Below are 16,611 nucleotides of genomic sequence, written 5' to 3'. Positions count from 1 at the left end.
CCTTTAGGCACTTGGTTATAACCAGAAAAACAAAACCCCGGCCTGAGCCGGGGTTTTCTTGTCACCCGAGATGTCAGCGATTGGGCTGGGGGGTCAGGCGTAGATAAGGTTTGACCGCGGTATAGCCCTTGGGAAAGCGCCGCTTGAGTTCTTCCTCGTCCTTGAGCGACGGCACGATGACCACGTCATCGCCATCCTTCCAGTTGCCCGGGGTCGCAACCTTGTGATTGTCGGTGAGCTGCAGGGAATCGATCACCCGCAGGATCTCGTCGAAGTTGCGACCGGTGCTGGCCGGATAGGTGATCGACAGCCGCACCTTCTTCTGCGGATCGATGATGAACAGCGAACGCACCGTCAGGGTGTCGTTGGCATTGGGATGGATCATGTCGTAGAGGGTCGACACGCTGCGGTCGGCGTCGGCCAGGATCGGAAAGCCCACGGCGGTGGCCTGGGTTTCCTCGATGTCCTTGATCCAGCCCTGGTGCGATTCCAGGCCGTCCACCGAGAGGGCGATCACCTTGACGTCGCGCTTGGCGAATTCGTCCTTGAGCTTGGCGGTGAGGCCCAGCTCGGTGGTGCACACCGGGGTAAAGTCGGCGGGATGGGAGAAGAGCACGCCCCAGCTGTCGCCCAGCCACTCATGAAAGCGGATGCGGCCCAGGCTGGAATCCTGTTCGAAATCGGGGGCGATATCGCCCAGACGGATGGTCATTGGCAGTTCTCCTGATGCAGGTAGGGATAGCGGCACTATGCCGCTCGCCAGAGCGAGCGGGAAAGATCGGATCACGCTGTGGTTATAACGCGAAAGCCACCTGGTTCAGGGCTATCTCCACCCGGCGAGGTCCTGTGCCGCGTGACCACTCTCACAATTTCGGCGGGCTTTTTCCACCCAAGCGCAGCGGCCGCTAGGGTGCTACACCTAAGGAAGACCAACGGACAGGAAATCGGCCGAGCGGGGCAACCCGCAGCGCTCGGCATGGTCTGTTGGCAAGACGAGGAGGAGATTCTCATGTTCGGCAAACGCAATGACGACCCCGGTGCCAGCACCCATTTCCGTAGCGAGCGCGTCAGCGTGGTCAACGGTCAATTCTTCTTCACCACCCGCGAAGGCACTCTGGAAGGCCCCTTCTTCAGTCGCGAAGAAGCCCTCAACCAGATCGACCGCTATGTCGAACGGTTGCAAACCGCACAGGGCCTGATGCGCCAATCCGTCAGCAACGTCTGACCGGCTGCCCCTGATCCATTAGACTGCGCGCCCTGAATTCCAGGCCGCGCCGCTCATGACCGATTTCCAGCACGCCCAGCTCGACTGGGATGCCTCCGGGCAACCCCTCTCCCGCGCCTATGGCGATGTCTATTTCTCCCGCGCCAGCGGCCTGGAAGAGACCCGCTACGTCTTCCTGCAACAGAATCGGCTGCCCGAGCGCTTCGCGGCGCTGTCGCCGGGCGACGTCTTCACCATCGGCGAGACGGGCTTCGGCACCGGCCTCAACTTTCTGTGCGCCTGGCAGCTGTTCGAGGCCCTGGCACCCCAGGGTGCGCGCCTGCACTTCGTCAGTGTCGAGCGCTTTCCGCTGACCGCCGCCGATCTCGCCCAGGCGCTGGCCCTCTGGCCGGAACTGGCCGCCTACAGCACGGCGCTGCAGCAGCAGTACCAGGCCATCCACCCAGGCTTTCAGCGCCTGATTCTGGGTAACGGCCGTATCACCCTCACCCTGCTGATCGGCGATGTGCTGGAGCGCCTGCCCGAGCTGGATGCCCGTTGTGACGCCTGGTTCCTGGATGGCTTCGCCCCAGCGAAGAATCCCGAAATGTGGACGCCCGCGCTGTTCGGCGAGCTGGTGCGCCTGTCCCATCCCGGCACCACCCTGGCCACCTTTACCTGCGCCGGCTTCGTCCGTCGAGGCCTCAACGAAGCGGGCTTCGCCATGGCCAAGGTGCCGGGTTTCGGCCACAAGCGGGAGATGCTGGCCGGCGCGCTGGAGCGTCCTGCCGTCGGCGCGAGCGTCCCCTGGTATAGGCGTCCGCCGCGGTGCCAGGGTCCGCGAACGGCGATCGTGATAGGCGCAGGCCTCGCCGGGTGCGCCACCGCGGCCAGCCTTGCCCGCCGCGGTTGGCAGGTCAGGGTCATCGAGCGCCACGGGGCGCCCGCGCAGGAGGCCTCCGGCAATCCCCAGGGCGTGCTCTACCTCAAGCTGTCGGCCCATGACACCTCGCTCAGCCGGCTGATCCTGGACGGGTTCGGCCTGACCCTGCGTGAGTTGCAGGCCCTGCCGCCGGGAGCGGCCTGGTCGCCCTGTGGGGTATTGCAACTGGCGCTAACCGCCAAGGATGCCCAGCGCCAGGCCCAATTGGCGGCGCACTTTCCCGGTGATCTGCTGCAACCGCTGGACCGCAACGCCGCCAGCGCCCGTGCAGGGATCGGCCTGACCGCAAGCGGCCTGTTCTTTCCAGAAGGCGGCTGGGTCCATCCACCGGCGCTGTGCGCGCACTGGCTGGCGCATCCCAACATCGAGCTGATCACCGGGACCGTCGTGACCGCGTTGCAGCAAACCGCGACCGGTTGGCAGGTAGTCACTGCTCGTGCGGACCTGCAGGCGACGGTCGTCGTGGTGGCCAGTGCCGCCCAGGCCAGAACACTGCTACCCGAGCTGCCGCTCAAGGCGATTCGCGGACAGCTGTCCAATCTGCCGGAAACCCCAGCCAGTCAAGCGCTGGCAACCGTAGTGTGTGGCGAAGGCTATCTTGCCCCGGCGCGTGAAGGCCGCCACTGTCTGGGCGCCAGCTTCGTCTTCGATCGCGACGACACCGAGCCCAGTCAGGCGGAGCACCTCAGCAACCTGCAACTGCTCGCCGAGCTGTCGTCAGAACTGGCGGCCAGTCATGAGGCGCACGCCCTGGAAGGCCGCGTCGCTTTCCGCTGCACGTCGCCGGACTACCTACCCCTGGTGGGCCCGGTCGTGGACGAAGCGCTTTTCGCCCAGCGATACCAGGCGCTGGCCTACGATGCCCGCCAGGTACCCGAGCAGGCGGCTCCCTGGCGCGCGGGCCTCTATCTCAATCTGGCCCACGGCTCGCGCGGTCTAGTCACCACGCCACTGGCCGCCGAACTGCTGGCGGCCTGGCTGGACGACGAACCCCTGCCCGTGGCACGGCGGGTGGCCGAAGCCTGCCACCCCAACCGCTTTCCCCTGCGTCGGTTGATCCGCGGCGGCTAGATGATCGCCAGCGGCGTCTTGCTCTGAGGTGGCGGGAAGGCACCATCGAGCAGCGCCAGATCGTCATCAGTCAGACGCAGATCCAGGGCGCGAGCGTTTTCCTCGAGGTGACCGGCATCGCCCGCTTTGGGAATGGCGATCACCCCCGGTTGGCGCAACACCCAGGCCAGGGCGATCTGCGCAGGCGTGGCCTGGTGTCGCTCCGCCAGGGTGGCCAACGTAGGATGGCGCAGGAGGTCACCGCCCTGCCCCAGCGGACAGTAGGCCATCACCGGCATCTGCTGACGTTGGCACCAGGGCAGCAGGTCATGCTCGATGCCACGCTGCTCCAGGTTGTAGAGCACCTGGTTGGCGCTGCAACGGTCGTCGCCGAGTTCCAGCATGTCGCTGGTATCGAGATTGGAAACACCCCAGTGGCGGATCTTGCCTTCGTCGCGCAGCTTCTCCAGCGCCATGACCGTCTCGATCAATGGCACCTGGCCCCGCCAGTGCAGCAGATAGAGATCGATGACATCGGTGCCCAGCCGCTTGAGGCTACGCTCGCAGGCCAGCGGAACCCCTGCCTCGGTGGCGTTCTTGGGATAGAACTTGCTGACCAGGAAGACCTCGTCACGCCGCCCGGCAATGGCCTCGCCGACCAGTTCTTCGGCGCGGCCTTCGCCGTACATTTCAGCGGTGTCGATCAGGGTGAGCCCCAGGTCCAGGCCCTGACGCAGGGCGCTGACCTCCTGACGATGCAGGTCGGCGTTCTCGCCCATGCGCCAGGTACCCTGTCCCAGCGCCGGAACGGTAGTGCCATCGGGCAAACGAACGGTTTGAGCGGTATTCATGGACGCATCCTTCTTATGGGTGTGCCTTGTTGGAACGTCAGCGCGCCGCCGATTCTCCCGGTCATCCGCCAAACGGCAGCCAGAGGCTTCCCACAGGCCCTGCGACCCGACGTCGCACTGGTAAAGTACGCCCCGACAAGGAATCCAAAACAGCCTCCAGGAGCTCTCATGAAGTCGTCTATCCTGGGCCTCTGCGCCCTGCTGTCCGTTGCCCTGCCCCTGACGGCCGCTCAGGCCGACGTCATCACCCTGAGGTTTTCCCATGTGGTAGCGCCGGACACGCCAAGGGCAAGGGCGCCCTGCTGTTCCAGCAGCTGGTGGCGCAGCGCCTCGCCGGTCAGGTACAGCTGGAAGTGATGCCCAGCGGCACCGCCTTCACCGATGCCAACGAACTGCAGGCCCTGCAGGATGGCAAGGTGGACATCCTGGCACCGGCGATCAGCAAGCTCACCGACCTCAGCCCCAAGCTCAAGCTGTTCGACCTGCCCTTCCTCTTCGAGAGCCGTGCCGCCCTCGACCACTTCCAGTCCCGGCCCAGCGGCCGGCAACTGCTGCTGAGCCTGGAACCAAGCGGCATCATTGGCCTGGCCTATTGGCCCAACGGTCTCAAGCAGTTGTCGGCGCGCAAGCCACTGCGCGAACCCGGTGACGCCAAGGGCCTGGTGTTCCGCATCCAGAATTCCGATGTGCTGCAGAGCCAGTTCGAGGCGCTCGGCGCCACGGCGGTCAAGCTGCCCTTCAACCAGACCCCGAAGGCAATGGCCAGCGGCACCGTCAACGCCACCGAGAACACCTGGTCCAACTACTGGAGCCAGCGCCTCGATCAGCAGCAGCGCTACTTCACCGAAAGCAACCATGGTGCTCTGGACTACATGCTGATCGTCAAGGCCGACCGCTGGCGTACCCTGCCCTTCGCCGTGCGCAGCGCCCTGGAAGAAATCATCGACCAGGTGACCTTCGAAGTGAAGAAGCAATCCGAGGCGGAAAACCAGCGTGATCGCGCGCGCCTGGTCGCCGCCGGCAGCAGCGAGATCCTGACCCTCACCCCCGAGCAGCGGGCGCGCTGGCGCGAGGCCATGCGTCCGGTCTGGCAGCACTACGAAGTTGAGATCGGCGCCTCGCTGATCAAGGCAGCGGAAAGCTCGAACTAGAATCGCTGCTGCGGTGGCTCCGCCCAACGGCGCAGCGACACGCTACCCGGTTCACGGCATTGCAGGTCGCGAAAGGGCCCCGCCACCTTGATCCAACCCGGCCCCGGCGGGGTCTGGGTGCAGAATTCCTGATTGTCCGTGGTGCTGCGCCAGCGCCAGTAGGCAGCAGGCCCGGCCAGGACGTCCGTCGCCAGCAGTCCCAGCAGCGCGATGGCCAGTGTCTTGCCAGCATTCCGCCGGAACCTCTCGCGCGCTAACCCTGTCGGTTTAGAGGTAAGCCTCTCGAATTCGCACAGGATTTCCGCCATGCCGCTTTCCGTCTTGCGTAGCAAACCTACCCTCCTCGCCCTGGCCCTGGTGGGCGCTGGCATCGCCCTGGCCGGCTGCGCCCGTGATCCGGATAAACGTTCGCTGGGTGCCGAGGCGGTCAGCAATGCCAAGAGCATGGCACGTACCGATGCCGACATGCAGAAGGTACTGAACAAGTACGCCAGCTTCGATCCCAAGGCGATCGAAAAGCTGACCGCCCAGCAGGCCCGGCAACAGCCTACCATCGCCGATGCCGTCAAAGGCGTCCTGCAGGACGAAGGCCGACCCACCCAGGCCGAGGCACTGGTGCCTGGCGTGACCAGCGTCGACCGTGCCGTGGACGGCGCTGCTGGCGTGCTGCCCGCTCGCATCTACACCCCTGAAGGTCAAGGCCCCTTCCCGGTCATCCTCTATTTCCACGGTGGCGGCTGGGTCTTCGCTGACCGTAACGTCTACGATGCTGGCGCCCGCGGCCTGGCCAAGCAGGCCAATGCCATTGTGGTCTCGGTGGGCTATCGCCAGGCCCCGGAATACAAGTTTCCTGCCGCTCACGATGATGCCCTGGCGGCCTATCGCTGGGTGACCACCCACGCCGGCTCGCTCAATGGCGATCCCCAGCGCCTGGCGCTGGCGGGCGAAAGCGCTGGCGGCAACCTGGCGGTGGCGACCGCTGTCGCCGCACGCAAAGCCGGTCTCACCGCGCCCAAGCACGTGCTGTCGGTCTATCCGGTGGCCCAGACCAACACCCATACCCAATCCTACGAGCAGTACGACGACGCCAAGCCGCTCAATCGCCCCATGATGCTGTGGTTCATCGATAAGGTGACCCGGTCGTCCGATGACCTCAAGGACCCGCGCCTGGACCTGACCAAGGCCGATCTCAACGGGCTGCCGCCGGTCACCATCGTCAACGCCGAGATCGACCCCCTGCGTGATGACGGTGGCTTCCTGGAAACCGCCCTGCGCCAGGCCGGAGTCCAGGTGGAGCGCAAGGTCTATCCAGGCGTCACCCACGAGTTCTTTGGTACCGCTGCGGTCGTGCAGAAGGCCAAGGACGCCCAGGCCTATGCCGGCAGCCGACTCAAGGCCGACCTGGATAAAAAATAGCGCTGACCTGCTCGTCTCGACCACCGCCGGCCCCTGTGCCGGCGGCGTACCTTCAGCCGGGAAACAGCAAGGGGCCCGCCTCGCGCATGAAGATCTCGCAGGTCTTGGGGCCTACGCCCTTCAGTGTCTGTAGGCGTCGCTCGAAATCTTTACGGTCAGCACTGGCATCACGCAGCCGAGCGAAGCTGCCGCCATGTTCCTCTTGCAACCAATGGCAGGCGCCCAGCAAGCGCGTCGCGGTGCTCTCGTCATAACGCCGGTAGTGACCTTCTCCCAGATAGTTGACCAGTTGCTGCCAGCTCAGGTTGAGCAGCTTGCGCGGTGTATCGCGGCCGTATTTGCGATAGAGCACTGACCACGCCTGGGCGGCGATGCTCTGGGAAATGCGCTTGCCGAACAGATAGCTCGCCAGAAACCAGCCGAAGAACGCCTGTTCATCGTCAGCGGTGAGGGTCAGGCCGAGGTCGGCCGCCGAAGTCGTCTTGCTCAAGAAGCATCCCTCCCGAGGGTGTATAGCCTAGGGAGGACTCCGATCAGGCCTGGTTCGAAACCGGCGACGACTGGCAGGCTACTGGCGAATCACCTGGCCGCGCTGCGGCGCGAGTCGCGCCAGCAGGGCATTCTGTGCCCGCTCCGCAATACCCTCGTGCCGCATGGCCAGCTGCAGGTCTTCCACCAGCGCATTGAAGTCGGCTGGTTGCAGATTTAGACCCTTATGACTTTCCGCCATGCTTGCCCCGGTATAGCGACAGGGCCCGCCAGCGTCAGCGCAGAATTTCTGGATCAGCTGGCCACGCAGCCGGGCGATGTCGACCCGGACGAAGTAGTGCCGGATTCGGTCATCACGCGCCACATTGAGCAGCATTCCCTCGACGATCCGAGTGATGCCCGGTTGGCCGCCCAGCTCCTGATAGAGCCGATCACCTGAGGGTTGCTGGGGCGTGCACCCCAGCAGCGTCAGCAGCAGGGCCAGCAGCGCCAAGGGGCTCGCCTTCATCAGTAACTCCCCTGCAGCGACAGATAGAGGCCCTGCTGACGGTCTAGGGTGGCGATCTCACCCAACCAGGCGTAGGCCAGCACCACCGATAGATGCTTGTTAGGGAAGTAACCGACGAAGGTATCCATCCAGTCGCTCTCCCCGGTGAAAGACAGATTGTGCGGCTTCTGGCGATATTCCGCCCCAGCCGCCCAGCGCGGATTGAAGAACACCGCGGCCGAGCCTTCCTTGAGCCACTGACGATGATCGTTGCGATCGCCACCGAAGCCCAGCAGGCCCATCTCGTTGGCGCGGCTGTATCTGAGTCCGGCATTGACCAGCAGGTTGTAGCCGAAGGCACCGCCCAGAAACAGCCGGCTGGCGCCCAGGTAGCCTTCGACGTCGCTGTCGCGGCGGGCCCCCACCGCGGCAGGAATGGCGAAATCGCGCTGGTGCTTGTACTGGATCCCCAGCGCCAGCTGTGGCAACCGGTCATAGATCAGGTCACCGGCGAGACGCACCTTGGCGCCAACGACGTCCTGGCTGAGGCTGTCCTCGGCAAGGTTCAGGCGCCGGCGCAGGGTCGGCATCTCCAGGCGCTGACGTGCGTAGGACAGTTCCACCCGATTGTCGTAGGCCACCGCCGCGCCCGTCACATCCAGGCGGTAGTCACCGGTCCAGACCCGAGTGGCGAAGGCCGTCGCGCCGGGCTGACCGCTTTCCCCGTAGCCACCAATCACCGCCCAGGGGGTAATGCCACCGCCCGCCGCGCCTTCTAGACTGCTGGCCCCGCCGGTGGCCAGCAACTTGCCGCCATCGGCCTGCGCCCCTGCGGCCAGCAGCAACAAGCCAACGCCCCAGGCACGGGTCACGAGAGCAGCTCCGCCGCCGGTACGCTCTGCCGCTCCATCCAGGCTTCGAACTCCGCGGCCGGCACCGGACGGCTGATGTAGTAGCCCTGAATCACATCGCACCCCCAGTTGCGCAGCAGAGCCAGCGCTTGCGCCTCTTCGACGCCCTCGGCGACCACCTCCAGGCCCAGGTTATGGCCCATCTCGATGGTCGAGCGGACGATGACGGCATCGTCGTTGTCCGGCGCCAATTCCTTCACGAAGGACTGGTCGATCTTCAATTCGTCCACCGGCAGTCGCTTGAGGTGGGCCAGGGATGCCTGGCCGGTTCCGTAGTCGTCCACCGACAGCCTTATGCCCAGAACGGACAGCCGGGTGAGCAAGGCGATGGCGGCCTCGGGATCGGCCATGATGGCGCTCTCGGTGATCTCGAAGGTCAGTTGCCGCGCCGAGACGCCGGCGTCATCGAGCCAGCCGATCACCCGCTCGGGCAGGCGGTTATCGGCCAGGTCGACGGCGGACACGTTCAACGACACCTTTACCTCGCGTCCCTGGGTCTGCCAAAGCGCCAGCTGCCGGATCGCCGCCTGGATCACCCAGCGGGTGAGACCGGCCATGCTGCCGCTCCGCTCGGCCAGGGGAATGAACTCGCCCGGCGAGACCATGCCCAGTTCGGCGTGGCGCCAGCGCAGCAGGACCTCGGCTTGATAGGGGCCGCTGCCATGCAGGGCAATCTTGGGCTGGAACACCAGCATCAATTCGCCCCGCTCGCCCGCCAGCGGCAGATCGTGTACCAGCTGGAGCCGTCGCTGCTGGGCCGCATCCCGACCTTCATCATAGACCCGCAGGCGATCCGGCATCTGGCCGGCATCGAGCATGGCGCTACGCGCCCGCTCGATCAGCTGGGTCGGGTCGTCACTGTGGCGCGGATACTCGGCGAGGCCGATGCGGCAACTGAGGCGGAACAGCTGCCCTTCCCACTCGATCGGCTCCGCCAGCGATAGCCGCAGCTGCTCAGCGAGCCCCACCGCGCCCTCCAGCCCCATACGGCAGACCTGAACGAGAAACTCGTCGCCCACCGGGCGCGACACGCAGCCACGACCGGCCAGCAGGACCTGTGCCCGTTCGGCTACCATCCTGAGGATCCGGTCGCCACCGGCCACCCCGGCGGACTCGTTGATCGCCTGGAAACCGTCCAGCCCCAGGTACAGCAGCGACACCTGGGACTGGCTAGCGATGAAGACCCGCAGTCGTTCCTCGGCCAGGATGCGATTGGGCAGCCCGGTCAGGGGATCGTGCAGGGCGTTGTGCTTGAGTCGCTGCTCACGCTCGGCGATCCCCTGGCGCATGTCCTCGAGCACCTGCGCCAGCCGCCCGAACTCGTCCTGCCGCTGTACATCCACCTTGACCCCATAGTCGCCCTGGCCGATCCGCCAGGACACCACGGAAAGCTGACGCAGCGGCTGGACCAGATTGCGAGCCAGCCACAGCGCGCCCAGCAAGGCCGCCAGCAGCGCCCCGCAGGCGATCAGCGCAAGCTGCCTGAGCAGGGGTTCGAATTCGGCCAGGGCCACGTCGAGGGAACGTAACAGATAGACGTAGACCGGGCTTTCGCGGGTACCCAGGGTCAGGCGCTTGACCTGATAGAGCCGACCGCCCAGCGTCATCTGCCAGGTGTCGCCTGCCTGGGTTGAACTCGTCAGCTCCTTCACCAGCAACCGCCCTTGCTCGTCCGGCAGCGTGCTGGCCATGATCGTAGCTTCGCCAAGAAAGACCACGTCCAGGTTGATCAGCGAGCGAAATTCCCGGGCCATGGCCTGATCCATGACGAAACTCATCACCACCTGGGCGATGGGCAGCGGCGCCCGCACCGGAACGGTGACCCGCAATTGGGGCAAGCCGGTACCTGCCAGCACGCAGCTGCCGTCATTGGCCGCCGGTACCGACGCGGGCAAACGCTCGCCCTCGCTATGGGCCGCAACGGTGCTGGCGATCAGTCGACCGTCCATATCCAGCAGATAGGTATCGCCCGCGCCGACCCGCGCGCCATGGTTGGCCAGCACCGACCTCAGGGTTGGCACATCGCCATTGGCCACCGCATCGCGAAAGCCGAAGTCGGCGGCGAGCACGCGCACGGCATCGTTCAGCCGGCGGCAACGACCGTCCAGCACCTGGCGGAACACCCGGGCGCCGGTGTCGAGCTGATCGTAGGACTGACGGATCGCACTGGCCTCGGTGGCGGCCTTGACCGTCAGATAGACCAGGGTGATCACCACCAGCATCAGCAGGAAGAGGCTGCCGGCGATGCGGGTCTGGAAACTATGGATGAGCTTCATCGTGCGCCGCCTTGTGGAAGGCGTCCTCGAATGCCGTGTTTGCCGGTTCCGCGGACTGAGGCTTCGGCTGGACCGCCAGCTGGAGTGCCAGGGTCACGGGCTGGCCCTTCACGTCCAGGTCGGGCTGGGCCACTTCCTGCTTGTCACTGAGGTCGGGATGCCAGAGCGCCAGCCGATAATGACCCTCCGGCGCCTCCAGCCGCGCCTGACCCTGACTGTCGGTCACGGCAGAACGTCCCGCAGCGGTCACATAGATATAGCCCACCATCCAGTCGTGGATGTTGCAGCCGACCACCACCACGCCGGGCTGGTCGAATACCACCGGCGCGCTGGGAATGCCGTGATACAGCGGCAGCTCGAAGTGCTTGGGCGAGGAAAAGGAATAGACCTGGTGACGGATATCGTCGGAATTGGGAAAGCTCACCGCCGTCCCGGCAGACACGGCCAGGACATGGGGCACGAAGCGACGATTCTGCTGGTCGATGGCCGCCGGCTGTCGCTCGGGTACCAGGCCCTGCCCTGACAGCATCACCACCGCATCGACCAGGGGCGCGCCCTGGCTATCAGTTACCTGGACCTTGATCTCTGCCGCCTGCGCGGTCCCCAGCCCCAAGGCCAACAATCCCGCCACTACCCGTTGCTTGTTCACCCACTGCTCTCCACCGCGTGACCTTCGGATCTCTCGCCGGCTTCGCGGCGTGACTTCAGCTTTAGCGGCAGTCAGGAACGAATCTTTATCGTGGCAGAGCCTTCTCGTTTGCCCGGTCGTCGCACTTCGAGTGGTACCTGGCGGTCAAGAAGGACAGGTCCATGCCTGCGTTGAAAAAGCGGCGCCCTCGCCCCATGTTGGCTTCACATCCAAGCCCAAGGTACGCCAATGAGCGATCAGGACAATCAAGCGGACATCCTCAGCGAAGAAGCCGGCCAGACCGGTCTGGTGCTGCCTGGCCAGAATCTTCCCGACAAGCTCTACGTCATCCCTATCCACAACCGGCCCTTCTTCCCGGCACAGGTCCTGCCGGTCATCGTCAACGAAGAGCCCTGGGCCGAAACCCTGGAGCTGGTGGCCAAGACCGATCACCACTGCCTGGCGCTGTTCTACATGGATCAGCCGCCCGAGGATCCCGAAGGCTTCGATCCCGACCAGCTCCCTCAGCATGGAACCCTGGTACGTATCCACCATGCCACTCGTCAGGACGGCAAGCTGCAGTTCGTCGCCCAGGGGCTGTCGCGGGTACGCATCCGCGGCTGGCTCCGTCGCCAGCGCCCGCCCTATCTGGTGGAAGTCGAACACCTGCGCCCCAACCCCGATCCCAGCGACGAGGTAAAGGCCTACGGCATGGCGCTGATCAACGCCATCAAGGAGCTCTTGCCGCTCAATCCGCTCTACAGCGAAGAGCTGAAGAACTATCTCAACCGCTTCAGTCCCAACGATCCCTCGCCGCTGACCGACTTCGCCGCCGCCCTCACCACTGCCCCGGGCGATGAACTGCAGCAGGTGCTCGATACCGTGCCCATGCTGCAACGCATGGAAAAGGTCCTGCCGCTGCTGCGCAAGGAAGTCGAGGTCGCTCGCCTGCAGAAGGAGCTCTCCGCCGAGGTCAATCGCAAGATCAACGAACGCCAGCGCGAATTCTTCCTCAAGGAACAGCTCAAGCTGATCCAGCAGGAGCTGGGCATCACCAAGGACGATCGCAGCAGCGATATCGAAAGCTTCCGTCAACGGTTGGAAGGCAAGCTTCTGCCCGAAGCAGCGCAGAAGCGTATCGACGACGAGCTGAACAAGCTGTCCATCCTCGAAACCGGCTCGCCGGAATACGGTGTCACCCGCAACTACCTGGACTGGGCCACCGACCTCCCCTGGGGCGTCCATGGTCAGGACAAGCTCGATCTCAAGCACGCACGCAAGGTGCTGGATCGCCACCATGCCGGGCTCGACGACATCAAGAACCGCATCCTCGAATTTCTCGCCGTGGGTGCCTTCAAGGGCGAGGTAGCCGGCTCCATTGTGCTGCTGGTGGGCCCGCCCGGCGTGGGCAAGACCAGCATCGGCAAATCCATTGCTGAATCCCTCGGCCGCCCCTTTTATCGCTTCAGTGTCGGCGGCATGCGCGACGAGGCGGAGATCAAGGGTCACCGACGCACCTACATTGGCGCCATGCCCGGCAAGCTCGTTCAGGCCCTGCGCGACGTCAAGGTCATGAACCCGGTCATCATGCTCGACGAGATCGACAAGATGGGCCAGAGCTACCAGGGCGATCCGGCCTCAGCGCTATTGGAGACTCTGGATCCGGAACAGAACGTCGACTTCCTCGACCACTACCTGGATCTGCGCCTGGATCTGTCCAAGGTGCTGTTCGTCTGCACAGCCAACACCCTAGATTCGATCCCCGGTCCCCTGCTGGATCGCATGGAGGTCATCCGCCTTTCCGGCTACATCGCCGAAGAGAAGCAGGCCATCACCAAGCGCCATCTCTGGCCCAAGCAGCTGGACAAGGCCGGGGTACCCAAGGACCGTCTGACCCTGACCGACAGCGCCCTCAAGGCGCTGGTGGAAGGCTATGCCCGCGAGGCCGGCGTGCGCCAGCTGGAGAAGCAACTGGGCAAGCTGGTGCGCAAGGCGGTGGTCAAGCTCATCGAGGAACCCAAGCTCAAGATCAAGATCGGCGCGTCGGACCTCGAGGACTATCTGGGCAAGCCGCCCTTCCGCAAGGAACAGCTGCTGTCCGGCGTCGGCGTCATTACCGGCCTGGCCTGGACCAGCATGGGCGGGGCCACCCTACCGATCGAGGCGACGCGCATCCATACGCTGAATCGGGGCTTCAAGCTCACCGGTAAGCTGGGTGATGTCATGAAGGAGTCCGCCGAGATCGCCTATAGCTATGTCACCGCGCATCTCAAGGACTTCAAGGGCGATCCGAACTTCTTCGACCAGGCCTTCGTTCACCTGCACGTCCCCGAAGGCGCTACCCCGAAGGACGGGCCCAGTGCCGGTATCACCATGGCCTCCGCCCTGCTGTCACTGGCCCGCAACCAGGCCCCGAAGAAGAACGTGGCCATGACCGGGGAGCTGACCCTGACCGGCCAGGTGCTGCCCATCGGCGGGGTACGGGAAAAGGTCATCGCGGCACGGCGGCAGAAGATCAGCGAGCTGATCCTGCCGGAGCCTAACCGTGGCGACTTCGAGGAGTTGCCGGCCTATCTCAGGGAGGGCCTGACCGTGCACTTCGCTCGCCGCTTCGCCGACGTGGCCAAGGTGCTCTTCTAGTCTGACCGTTCGACCTCTTGGGGTATGCTCTGCGTTTTGCCGTCATACCCTGGAGGTTCCCATGTCCCCGCGTCTCCTGTTCTGCAGCTGCCTGTTGCTGGCCAGTTGCAGTAGTACCCAGCCGAGCGGCAACCTGGTTCTCGGAGATGACAGCGACTGCACGCCGCTGGCCATGCATACCGGCCAGGAGCTGACCCTGACCCTGCCCAGCGACCCTACCAGCGGCTACCGCTGGGCCATCCTCCAGCGCAGCGACAACCTCAGGCAGCTCGGCCCGGAAGTCTTCCGCGAAAGACGCCAGGACCAGGGCGGCATCGGTAGCGCCGGCCAGTCCCTCTGGCGTTTCCGCGCCGAGAGCGCCGGCAGCGCCCACCTCGAACTCCAGGCCCGCCAACCCTGGGATGCCGAGGCCGAGCCCCAGGCGCGCTTCGACTGCCGCATCGAAATCCGCTAAAGCCGCGTCCCCTACTACCTGCCGGGGGTACAATGCCCCCTTTCGATTTTCCAGGTACCGCCCATGAGCGAAGCCGACCGCCTGTTCGCGTCGCCGCAGCCTCCTGCCGACTTCACTTTCAACGAAGATGTAGTGCGTGTCTTTCCCGACATGATCAAGAGATCCGTGCCGGGCTACCCCACCATCGTCGAAAACCTCGGCGTCATCGCCGCGCGCTTCGCCCAGCCCAACAGCCGTCTCTACGATCTTGGCTGTTCCCTTGGCGCCGTCACCCAGGCACTGCGCCGCCATGTCCGCGTCGAAGGCACCCGCGTGGTAGCCATCGATAATTCCTCCGCCATGGTCACCCGCTGCCGCGAATACCTGAGCGCCCAGGATTCCATGCATGAGGAGTTGCTACCGGTTGAGGTGGTGGAAGCCGACATCCTTGAGGCTCCGCTCGAAGCGGCTTCGGTGATCGCGCTCAACTTCACCCTGCAGTTCATCCCACCGGAACAACGGCTGGACCTGCTCAGCCGCCTGCGTGCCAGCCTGCTGCCCGGTGGCGCCCTGCTACTGTCGGAAAAGATTCGTTTCCCGGAAGCGACCAACCAGGAGCTGCTCAATGGCCTGCACCTGGACTTCAAGCGTGCCAATGGCTACAGCGAACTGGAAATCGCCCAGAAACGTACCGCGCTGGAAAACGTCATGCTGACCGACACCCTGGACGAACACCGGGCGCGCCTGCAGGCCTCCGGCTTCGCCACCGTCGTCCCCTGGTTCCAATGCCTCAACTTCACCTCCCTGATCGCCCTGCCATGACCCAACCGGCCTATCTCGCAACACTGCAACAGGCGCTGGCAGATACGCCACTGGCCCCCTGGTCTCGAGACCTCGAAGGCGTTCTTGCCGCCAAATACGCGCGCGGCCATGGCGACCTCCAGCGCTGGCAAGCCGGTGTCGATGCCTTGCCCGACATCAAGGTGGAAGGCGTCGAGCTGCATGAGGCCGTGCGCCTCGATGGCACTCCATCGATGGAGCAACAGCAGGCGCTGCGCGAAGCGCTGCTGCAGCTGCGGCCCTGGCGCAAGGGCCCCTTCCAGTTGTTCGACGTGCACCTGGATACCGAATGGCGTTCGGACTGGAAATGGGACCGGGTCGCCCCCCACCTGGATCTGCAGGGTAAACGTGTCCTGGACGTCGGCAGCGGCAACGGCTACTACCAGTGGCGCATGCTAGGTGCCGGAGCCGGCCTGGTGATAGGTGTCGATCCCAACTGGCTCTTCCACTGCCAATTCCAGACCCTGCGCCGCTATCTACCCGAGCTGCCCACCTGGCACTTGCCGCTGACCCTGGAAGAGCTGCCACCATTGGAAGGTGGCTTCGATACGGTCTTTTCCATGGGCGTGCTCTATCACCGTCGCTCGCCCATCGACCATCTCCTGGACCTGAAGAACTGCCTCGACAGCGGTGGCGAGTTGGTCCTGGAAACCCTGGTCGTCGACGGCGACGCCACTACCGTTCTGGTGCCCGAGGACCGTTACGCTCAGATGCGCAATGTCTGGTTCCTGCCCTCCGCTGCCGCCCTACAACTCTGGCTGCAACGCGCCGGCTATCGTGATATCCGTCTGGTGGACCTTACCCCGACGACCGTGGACGAACAGCGCTCCACCGAGTGGATGGGCTTTCAGTCGCTACCCGACTTCCTCCATCCTGAGGATCCCAGCCGCACCGTCGAAGGCCTTCCCGCCCCCTTGCGCGCGACCCTCATAGCCCGCAAACCCTGAACGCAAAAAGCCCGGCAGATGCCGGGCTTTTTATTGCTCTCTTATTTGATCTCGTAACGCCGCCGTAGGTTGGGCTGAGCACAGCGAGGCCCAACATCCAGCTATATGATCAGGGCCATGGCCGCGAGGGCCACAACAGCCCGGCGTAGCCGGGCTGTTTTTGCTTTTGCTCTTGCAGACCTCAAGCCGCACCTGATCCAGCAGCGCCGCTTAAACCTCAGCTGCACGGCTTCTAGTCCCCTCTCCCCCCGGGAGAGGGTTAGGGTGAGGGCAGCCTCAAGCTCATGGCTTACCGGCTTCCGCTGACAGGCCCTCCGCCCAAGCCCCTTGGCATCCCGCCAAACG

General features: G+C 64.7%; 15 protein-coding genes and 1 pseudogene. 8 read left to right on the top strand and 8 right to left on the bottom strand.

The genetic code is table 11. The annotated features are described in order from the left end of the window. Positions 1-73 precede the first annotated feature (73 nt). Positions 74-712, bottom strand: a complete 639-nt coding sequence (locus ACUCV0_RS05575) for a peroxiredoxin (protein ID WP_059315912.1) — start codon at positions 710-712, stop codon at positions 74-76. A 297-nt stretch (positions 713-1,009) separates the two neighbouring features. On the opposite strand from ACUCV0_RS05575, the gene ACUCV0_RS05570 reads away from it, so the two are divergent. Together ACUCV0_RS05570 and mnmC are read left to right on the top strand one after the other, a co-directional pair. Further along, a complete protein-coding gene (locus tag ACUCV0_RS05570) occupies positions 1,010-1,225 on the top strand; it encodes a DUF6316 family protein (protein ID WP_059315913.1) in 216 nt (71 codons plus the stop codon). A gap of 55 nt (positions 1,226-1,280) precedes the next feature. Beyond that, positions 1,281-3,218 carry a bifunctional tRNA (5-methylaminomethyl-2-thiouridine)(34)-methyltransferase MnmC2/FAD-dependent 5-carboxymethylaminomethyl-2-thiouridine(34) oxidoreductase MnmC1 gene (gene mnmC, locus ACUCV0_RS05565; RefSeq protein ID WP_482212261.1) on the top strand — a complete coding sequence of 646 codons (1,938 nt, stop codon included), beginning with the start codon at positions 1,281-1,283 and terminating at the stop codon, positions 3,216-3,218. On the opposite strand, the gene ACUCV0_RS05560 is transcribed toward mnmC, so the two are convergent. After that, a complete protein-coding gene (locus tag ACUCV0_RS05560) occupies positions 3,215-4,048 on the bottom strand; it encodes an aldo/keto reductase (RefSeq protein WP_059315914.1) in 834 nt (277 codons plus the stop codon). The two genes, mnmC and ACUCV0_RS05560, sit on opposite strands and share 4 nt — an antisense overlap. Before the next feature lie 168 nt (positions 4,049-4,216). Between ACUCV0_RS05560 and ACUCV0_RS05555 the strand changes: the two are divergent. Beyond that, a pseudogene (locus ACUCV0_RS05555) lies at positions 4,217-5,199 on the top strand (DctP family TRAP transporter solute-binding subunit). On the opposite strand, the gene ACUCV0_RS05550 reads toward ACUCV0_RS05555, so the two are convergent. Beyond that, the gene (locus ACUCV0_RS05550; protein ID WP_313649129.1) at positions 5,196-5,507 is read right to left on the bottom strand and encodes a hypothetical protein; all 312 of its coding nucleotides are present in this window, start codon (positions 5,505-5,507) and stop codon (positions 5,196-5,198) included. The pseudogene ACUCV0_RS05555 and the gene ACUCV0_RS05550 overlap by 4 nt on opposite strands. On the opposite strand from ACUCV0_RS05550, the gene ACUCV0_RS05545 reads away from it, so the two are divergent. Then, entirely contained in the window at positions 5,506-6,615 is a 1,110-nt protein-coding gene (locus ACUCV0_RS05545) for an alpha/beta hydrolase (RefSeq protein ID WP_482212260.1), read from the top strand. The genes ACUCV0_RS05550 and ACUCV0_RS05545 overlap by 2 nt on opposite strands. Positions 6,616-6,667: 52 nt before the next feature. On the opposite strand, the gene ACUCV0_RS05540 is transcribed toward ACUCV0_RS05545, so the two are convergent. The 5 genes from ACUCV0_RS05540 to ACUCV0_RS05520 all read right to left on the bottom strand — a co-directional run bounded on the left by ACUCV0_RS05540 (position 6,668) and on the right by ACUCV0_RS05520 (position 11,427). Next, positions 6,668-7,105, bottom strand: a complete 438-nt coding sequence (locus tag ACUCV0_RS05540) for an HhH-GDP family DNA glycosylase (RefSeq protein WP_482212259.1) — start codon at positions 7,103-7,105, stop codon at positions 6,668-6,670. A 78-nt stretch (positions 7,106-7,183) separates the two neighbouring features. Then, the gene (locus ACUCV0_RS05535; protein WP_434774866.1) at positions 7,184-7,612 is read right to left on the bottom strand and encodes a group I truncated hemoglobin; all 429 of its coding nucleotides are present in this window, start codon (positions 7,610-7,612) and stop codon (positions 7,184-7,186) included. Continuing rightward, entirely contained in the window at positions 7,612-8,463 is an 852-nt protein-coding gene (locus ACUCV0_RS05530; RefSeq protein WP_482212258.1) for a DUF3034 family protein, read from the bottom strand. The genes ACUCV0_RS05535 and ACUCV0_RS05530 overlap by 1 nt, the downstream gene beginning before the upstream one ends. Beyond that, complete coding sequence (locus ACUCV0_RS05525; RefSeq protein WP_482212257.1) at positions 8,460-10,778, bottom strand: putative bifunctional diguanylate cyclase/phosphodiesterase; 2,319 nt, start codon at positions 10,776-10,778, stop codon at positions 8,460-8,462. Before ACUCV0_RS05525 ends, ACUCV0_RS05530 begins: the two co-directional genes overlap by 4 nt. Further along, on the bottom strand, positions 10,762-11,427 hold the full coding sequence (locus tag ACUCV0_RS05520; protein ID WP_271655748.1) for a methylamine utilization protein: 666 nt from the start codon (positions 11,425-11,427) through the stop codon (positions 10,762-10,764). The genes ACUCV0_RS05525 and ACUCV0_RS05520 overlap by 17 nt, the downstream gene beginning before the upstream one ends. A gap of 228 nt (positions 11,428-11,655) precedes the next feature. On the opposite strand from ACUCV0_RS05520, the gene lon reads away from it, so the two are divergent. The 4 genes from lon (at position 11,656) to cmoB (ending at position 16,266) form a co-directional block, all read left to right on the top strand. Beyond that, on the top strand, positions 11,656-14,046 hold the full coding sequence (gene lon, locus ACUCV0_RS05515; protein WP_313649968.1) for an endopeptidase La: 2,391 nt from the start codon (positions 11,656-11,658) through the stop codon (positions 14,044-14,046). A gap of 61 nt (positions 14,047-14,107) precedes the next feature. Then, positions 14,108-14,500, top strand: coding sequence for a protease inhibitor I42 family protein (locus ACUCV0_RS05510; protein WP_313649970.1), 393 nt, complete (start codon positions 14,108-14,110; stop codon positions 14,498-14,500). Positions 14,501-14,563: 63 nt separating this feature from the next. Next, entirely contained in the window at positions 14,564-15,301 is a 738-nt protein-coding gene (cmoA, locus tag ACUCV0_RS05505) for a carboxy-S-adenosyl-L-methionine synthase CmoA (RefSeq protein WP_482212256.1), read from the top strand. Further along, positions 15,298-16,266 carry a tRNA 5-methoxyuridine(34)/uridine 5-oxyacetic acid(34) synthase CmoB gene (gene cmoB, locus ACUCV0_RS05500; protein WP_482212255.1) on the top strand — a complete coding sequence of 323 codons (969 nt, stop codon included), beginning with the start codon at positions 15,298-15,300 and terminating at the stop codon, positions 16,264-16,266. The genes cmoA and cmoB overlap by 4 nt, the downstream gene beginning before the upstream one ends. Positions 16,267-16,611: the final 345 nt, after the last annotated feature.

It is taken from the genome of Pseudomonas sp. VMV1, assembly GCF_056790235.1.
Note: the sequence above shows the minus strand (reverse complement) of the source record. Positions and strands in the feature narration are given on the sequence as shown.

Bases quoted from the DNA above. Each gene is read 5' to 3' on its own strand.
- ACUCV0_RS05575 (WP_059315912.1), bottom strand. From the start codon at position 712: ATGACCATCCGTCTGGGCGATATCGCCCCCGATTTCGAACAGGATTCC.
- ACUCV0_RS05570 (WP_059315913.1), top strand. From the start codon at position 1,010: ATGTTCGGCAAACGCAATGACGACCCCGGTGCCAGCACCCATTTCCGT.
- mnmC (WP_482212261.1), top strand. From the start codon at position 1,281: ATGACCGATTTCCAGCACGCCCAGCTCGACTGGGATGCCTCCGGGCAA.
- ACUCV0_RS05560 (WP_059315914.1), bottom strand. From the start codon at position 4,048: ATGAATACCGCTCAAACCGTTCGTTTGCCCGATGGCACTACCGTTCCG.
- ACUCV0_RS05545 (WP_482212260.1), top strand. From the start codon at position 5,506: ATGCCGCTTTCCGTCTTGCGTAGCAAACCTACCCTCCTCGCCCTGGCC.
- ACUCV0_RS05550 (WP_313649129.1), bottom strand. From the start codon at position 5,507: ATGGCGGAAATCCTGTGCGAATTCGAGAGGCTTACCTCTAAACCGACA.
- ACUCV0_RS05535 (WP_434774866.1), bottom strand. From the start codon at position 7,612: ATGAAGGCGAGCCCCTTGGCGCTGCTGGCCCTGCTGCTGACGCTGCTG.
- ACUCV0_RS05525 (WP_482212257.1), bottom strand. From the start codon at position 10,778: ATGAAGCTCATCCATAGTTTCCAGACCCGCATCGCCGGCAGCCTCTTC.
- lon (WP_313649968.1), top strand. From the start codon at position 11,656: ATGAGCGATCAGGACAATCAAGCGGACATCCTCAGCGAAGAAGCCGGC.
- ACUCV0_RS05510 (WP_313649970.1), top strand. From the start codon at position 14,108: ATGTCCCCGCGTCTCCTGTTCTGCAGCTGCCTGTTGCTGGCCAGTTGC.
- cmoA (WP_482212256.1), top strand. From the start codon at position 14,564: ATGAGCGAAGCCGACCGCCTGTTCGCGTCGCCGCAGCCTCCTGCCGAC.
- cmoB (WP_482212255.1), top strand. From the start codon at position 15,298: ATGACCCAACCGGCCTATCTCGCAACACTGCAACAGGCGCTGGCAGAT.